This is a genomic window from Embleya scabrispora DSM 41855 (assembly GCF_000372745.1).
GTDB classification, from domain to species: Bacteria; Actinomycetota; Actinomycetes; order Streptomycetales; family Streptomycetaceae; genus Embleya; species Embleya scabrispora.
Genome location: NZ_KB889621.1, coordinates 1 through 4845, shown reverse-complemented (window position 1 = coordinate 4845; position 4845 = coordinate 1). Strand labels below are relative to the sequence as shown.

The 4845-nt window shown below is 71.7% G+C and carries 5 protein-coding genes and 1 tRNA gene; all 6 read left to right on the top strand.

Translation table 11 applies throughout. The features are described from left to right. The first annotated feature begins 258 nt into the window (after positions 1-258). The 6 genes from A3IC_RS0113285 (at position 259) to A3IC_RS70070 (ending at position 4711) form a co-directional block, all read left to right on the top strand. Positions 259-1014, top strand: a complete 756-nt coding sequence (locus tag A3IC_RS0113285) for a glucose 1-dehydrogenase (RefSeq protein WP_040876564.1) — start codon at positions 259-261, stop codon at positions 1012-1014. A 69-nt stretch (positions 1015-1083) separates the two neighbouring features. Then, positions 1084-1860, top strand: coding sequence for a glucose 1-dehydrogenase (locus A3IC_RS0113280; protein ID WP_020550544.1), 777 nt, complete (start codon positions 1084-1086; stop codon positions 1858-1860). Positions 1861-1918: 58 nt separating this feature from the next. Next, positions 1919-2680, top strand: coding sequence for a glucose 1-dehydrogenase (locus tag A3IC_RS0113275; RefSeq protein WP_020550543.1), 762 nt, complete (start codon positions 1919-1921; stop codon positions 2678-2680). Between the two features lie 144 nt (positions 2681-2824). Further along, positions 2825-2897 (top strand) — tRNA-Ala (locus tag A3IC_RS0113270). Between the two features lie 168 nt (positions 2898-3065). Next, positions 3066-4049 carry an SDR family NAD(P)-dependent oxidoreductase gene (locus tag A3IC_RS70925; protein ID WP_020550542.1) on the top strand — a complete coding sequence of 328 codons (984 nt, stop codon included), beginning with the start codon at positions 3066-3068 and terminating at the stop codon, positions 4047-4049. 92 nt (positions 4050-4141) lie between these two features. Next, positions 4142-4711 carry a helix-turn-helix domain-containing protein gene (locus A3IC_RS70070; protein ID WP_079026427.1) on the top strand — a complete coding sequence of 190 codons (570 nt, stop codon included), beginning with the start codon at positions 4142-4144 and terminating at the stop codon, positions 4709-4711. Positions 4712-4845: the final 134 nt, after the last annotated feature.

Below are 4845 nucleotides of genomic sequence, written 5' to 3'. Positions count from 1 at the left end.
CCGCTTTTTCTTTCCCCCGCTTCGCTCCTCCAAGAAAAAGCGGCCCCTCGCTCGGGACTTCGTGTCCCTCCGCTTCGCTCCGGGGCACGAAGTCCCAACTGGCGGCTCCGCCGCTCTCCGCGCTTCGCACGTCGATCACTGGGGCGGCCACGGTCGGGGGCGCTGACGCGCCGGGGGTGAGGGGCGGAGTGGGTGGGTGGGGTGCGGGGGTGGTGTGGTTGGGGTTGGGGTCGTGTGGGAGTCGTGGAGGCGGTATGTATGGCTGATTTGAGGGGCAAGGTGGCGATTGTCACCGGGGCGGCGCGGGGGCAGGGGGAGGCCGAGGCGCGGTTGTTGGCCGAGCGTGGGGCGAAGGTCGTGTTGACCGATCTGCTGGCCGACGAGGGAGCAGCGGTCGCCGCTGCGATCGGGAGTGCGGCTCGGTTCGTGCGGCACGACGTGTCGGATGCGGCGGACTGGGCTGCGGTCGTCGAGGTGGCCGTGCGCGAGTTCGGTGGCGTGCACGTGCTGGTCAACAACGCGGGCATCCTGTGGACCAAGCCGATCCTGGAGGAGACGCCCGAAGGGTTGGATCGCATTCTCAAGGTCAACCTGTTCGGGACGTTTCACGGCATCCAGGCGGTGGCGCCGCTGATGCGGGCGAACGGCGGCGGGTCGATCGTGAACATCTCCTCGCTCGCGGGCCTTCAGGGCATCCCGGGGCACGCGGCCTACGGGTCCTCCAAGTGGGCGATCCGCGGGCTGACCAAGACCGCCGCGCTGGAACTGGGCGAATACGGGATCCGGGTCAACTCGGTGCATCCCGGCGCCGTGGACACGCCGATGATCGGCAATCGCTTCACGCGCGGCGCGGGCAACTTCCCGACCGTGCCGCTGCGTCGGGTCGGCGAGCCGGAGGACATCGGCGAGTTGGTGGTCTTCCTCGCGTCGGACGCGTCCTCGTGGATCACCGGGACGGAGTTCGTCATCGACGGGGGCTCGATGGCGGGCATCGTGCCACCGGTACAGGGGTAACGGCCGCGCCAGGCGGCGGCCGATCGGCAACCGTTCGAAGTCGGCAGGCACGGATCGAAGGAACGCATCATGGCTGAACTCCAGGGCCCCAACCTGACCGACAAGGTCGTCATCGTCACCGGTGGCGCCCGTGGGCTGGGCGCCGCCGCGGCCGAGCAGATCGTCGCCGGCGGCGGCTGGGTGGTGATCACCGACCTGTTGGACGAGGGTGCCGACACGGCCGCCGCGCTGGGTGCGAACGCGCGTTTCCACAAGCACGACGTGACCAGCGAAGAGCAGTGGAAAGCGGTCGTGGACTTCACGATCGCCGAGTTCGGCCGGGTCGACGGGCTGGTCAACAACGCCGGCGTGGCCACGGGCGCGATGTTCGACACCGAGACGCTCGAACACTTCGAGTTCGTGATCAAGGTCAACCTGACCGGCGTCTGGCTGGGCATGCAGGCGGTCATCCCGCACCTGAAGGCGGGCGGCGGCGGCTCGATCGTCAACATCTCCTCCGCGGCCGGCCTGATGGGCCTGGCGATGACCGGCTCCTACGGCGCGTCCAAGTGGGCCGTGCGCGGGATGAGCAAGGTCGCCGCAGTCGAGTTGGGCACCGCCGGGATCCGGGTCAACTCGGTGCACCCCGGCATGATCTACACGCCGATGACCTCGTCCGTGGGCATCCGAGCCGGCGAGGGCAATTACCCCAACACTCCGATGGGCCGGGTCGGTGAGCCGAGCGAGATCGGCTCCGCGGTCGCCTTCCTGCTCTCCGACGCCGCGTCCTACGTGACCGGCGCGGAGCTGGCGGTGGACGGCGGCTGGACCACCGGGCCGACCGTGAAGTACGTGACGGGCGGCTGACCGGGATGGGGGCCGTGCCGTCGAAGCGTTCGCATCGATCGAGGAAAGGTGGCATCCCATGGCGGATCTGACCGGCAAGGTCGCGATAATCACCGGCGCCGCACGCGGCCAGGGCGCGGCCGAGGCCCGGCTGTTCGTTGCGAACGGCGCCCGGGTCGTGCTCACCGACCTGCTCGTGGAGGAGGGCTCGAAGATCGCCGCGGAGCTGGGTGGGGCCGCGCGCTTCGTCCGGCACGACGTGTCGGATCCGGCCGACTGGGCCCGGGTGGTCGCCGTGGCCGTCGCCGAGTTCGGCGGCGTGGACATCCTGGTCAACAACGCGGCGATCTACTGGACCAGGGGTTTCGCCGACGAGACGACCGAGCGGGTCGAGCGCATTCTCCAGGTCAACTTCTTCGGCGTTTGGCACGGGATGCAGGCGGTGCTGCCCGCGATGAAGGAGCGCGGCGGCGGTTCGATCGTCAACATCTCCTCGCAGGCCGGCCTGGAGGGCATGCCGGGGCACGCGGCCTACGGCGCGACCAAGTGGGCCGTACGCGGCCTGTCCAAGACGGTCGCCCTGGAGGTCGGGGAGCACGGCATCCGGGTCAACTCGGTGCACCCGGGCACGATCGACACCCCGATGATCGCCGCGGTCGGCCTGGAGCAGGGCCCGGGCAGGTTCCCCTCCGTCCCGCTGCGCCGGATCGCCGCGCCGGAGGAGGTCGCCGAGGTGGTCGCGTTCGTCGCCTCCGACGCGGCGTCCTATCTGACCGGCACCGAGCTGGTCGTGGACGGCGGCGCGATGGCCGGGATGACCCGGCCCGTCGGCAGCTTCTGAGTCGACACCGGGGTTCGCGGAGCGCCTCTGCGAACCCCGGAGCCCGCCGGGGACGGCCCCGGGAAAGGCGTTTGGATGCGGCGCGGGGGAGCGTGTAAAGTACTCGTGGTCGAGCGGGTAAGCCCGCCGGCCCAGTTGAATAGCGGGGCTGTAGCTCAGTTGGTAGAGCGCTTGCATGGCATGCAAGAGGTCCGGAGTTCAATTCTCCGTAGCTCCACAGACAAGACCGTCTCCCGGATCCGTCCGGGAGGCGGTCTTTTGTTATGCGGTCGCATGCGGCTCGGTGGGCGGCGTCGGGCCGGATTCAGGGGGCGACACCGCAAATAGTATGAAAGGCCCGTAGCGGGCATTGTCTCTCCGTGACTACGACGGAGGTGAGCGTGCGATGACGGAGAGTCGGTTCTGGGAGCGGGCGATGGACCGGACGATCGTGCCCGGATACAGCCGGATCGGGTACGGGGTTCGCCGGCGGGCCGGGTTTCCCGACGACCCGCAGCCGGCGGCGCTCAAGAGGCGGACCGTCGTGGTGACCGGGGCGTCCTCCGGCATCGGCGAGGCGGCGGCGGTCGGCCTGGCCCGACTCGACGCGACCGTGGTGCTGGTCGGGCGCGACGAGGAGCGCACCGAGGCGGCCCGTCGGCGGGTGGCGGAGCTGGTACCGGGCGCCGATCTGACCGTGCGGCGCTGCGACGTGGGCAGCCTGCCGGACGTGGCCCGATTCGCGAAGGAACTGCGTGCCGAGCACGGCCCGCTGCACGCGCTGGTGCACAACGCCGGGGTGATGTCCGCCGAGCGCGCCGAGACCGCCGAGGGACACGAGCTGTCGCTGGCCGTGCACGTGCTCGGGCCGCATCTGCTCAGCCGCCTCGTGGCCGCCGACCCCGTGTCCTGCGCGCGGGTGGTGTGGATGAGCTCGGGCGGGATGTACACCCAGCGGCTGCCGGTGGACGACATCGAGTACCAACGCGGCCCGTACAAGGCGGCCGTCGCGTACGCGCGGACCAAGCGCATGCAGGTCGTGCTGGCCGAGTTGTGGGCAGAGCACCTGGGCGCCGGCGGCCCGGTCGTGCACGCCACTCACCCGGGATGGGCGGACACCGCGGGCCTGCGCGCGTCGATGCCGAGCTTTCGCCGACTGACCGCGCCGCTGCTGCGCACTCCCGAGCAGGGCGCGGACACCGCGGTGTGGCTGTGCGCGGCCGACGAACCGGGCCGCAGCACCGGCCTGTTCTGGCACGATCGGACCCCGCGGCCGACCCACTACCGGACGGCGACCCGGGAGAGCCGGCCGGACCGGGCCTGGTTCTGGCGACGCTGCCAGGAACTGACCCACCCGTGGGCGGGCGAGTGCGGCAGCCGGGCGGAGTAGGCCCCTTCCGCCACCACCACCGCGCCCGCCCTCGGCCGGGAGCGGGGCTGCTCGACGGGCGTCGGGCCGTCACACACTGGCGGCACGTGGCGATGTTGGCCCGGCGCCATCCGAGCGTCTCGGTCGAGCCGGACGCGATCTTCGTTCGGGACGGTACGGTCTACACCTCCGCGGGGGTGACGGCCGGCATCGACCTCGCGCTGGCTTTGGTGGAGGCCGACGAGGGCGCCGATCTGGCCCGCGAGGTGGCTCGCGACCTGGTGGTGTTCCTGCGCCGACCGGGCGGCCAATCGCAGTTCTCGGTCCCCTCGCGCGCCCGCGCCGCCGCCGACGACCCGCTGCGCCCCGTACTGGACGCGGTCGCCGCGGACCCGGCGGCCGACCACTCACTGCCCGCGCTCGCCCGGCTGGGCGGCTTCAGCCCCCGCCACCTCACCCGCCTCTTCCACGAGCGGGTCGGCTCGACCCCGGCGGTCTACGTGGAGGCCATCCGCATCGAGGCAGCCCAATCCCTCCTGGCCGCCGGCGCCACGGTCACAGCCGCCGCCACCCAAAGCGGCCTCGGCACCGACGAATCCCTACGCCGAGCCTTCCTCCGCCGCCTGGGCACAACCCCCTCCACCTACCGCGCCCGCTTCCGCACCACCACCACCACCACCTAACCCCCGCCCACCCGACTCGCCGCCCCCGCACCCCCGCCCGCTCCGCCCCTCACCCCCCGGCGCGTCAGCGCCCCCGACCCGCGCCGCCCTCGGTGATCGACGCGCGAAGCGCGGAGAGCGGCGGAGCCGCAAAG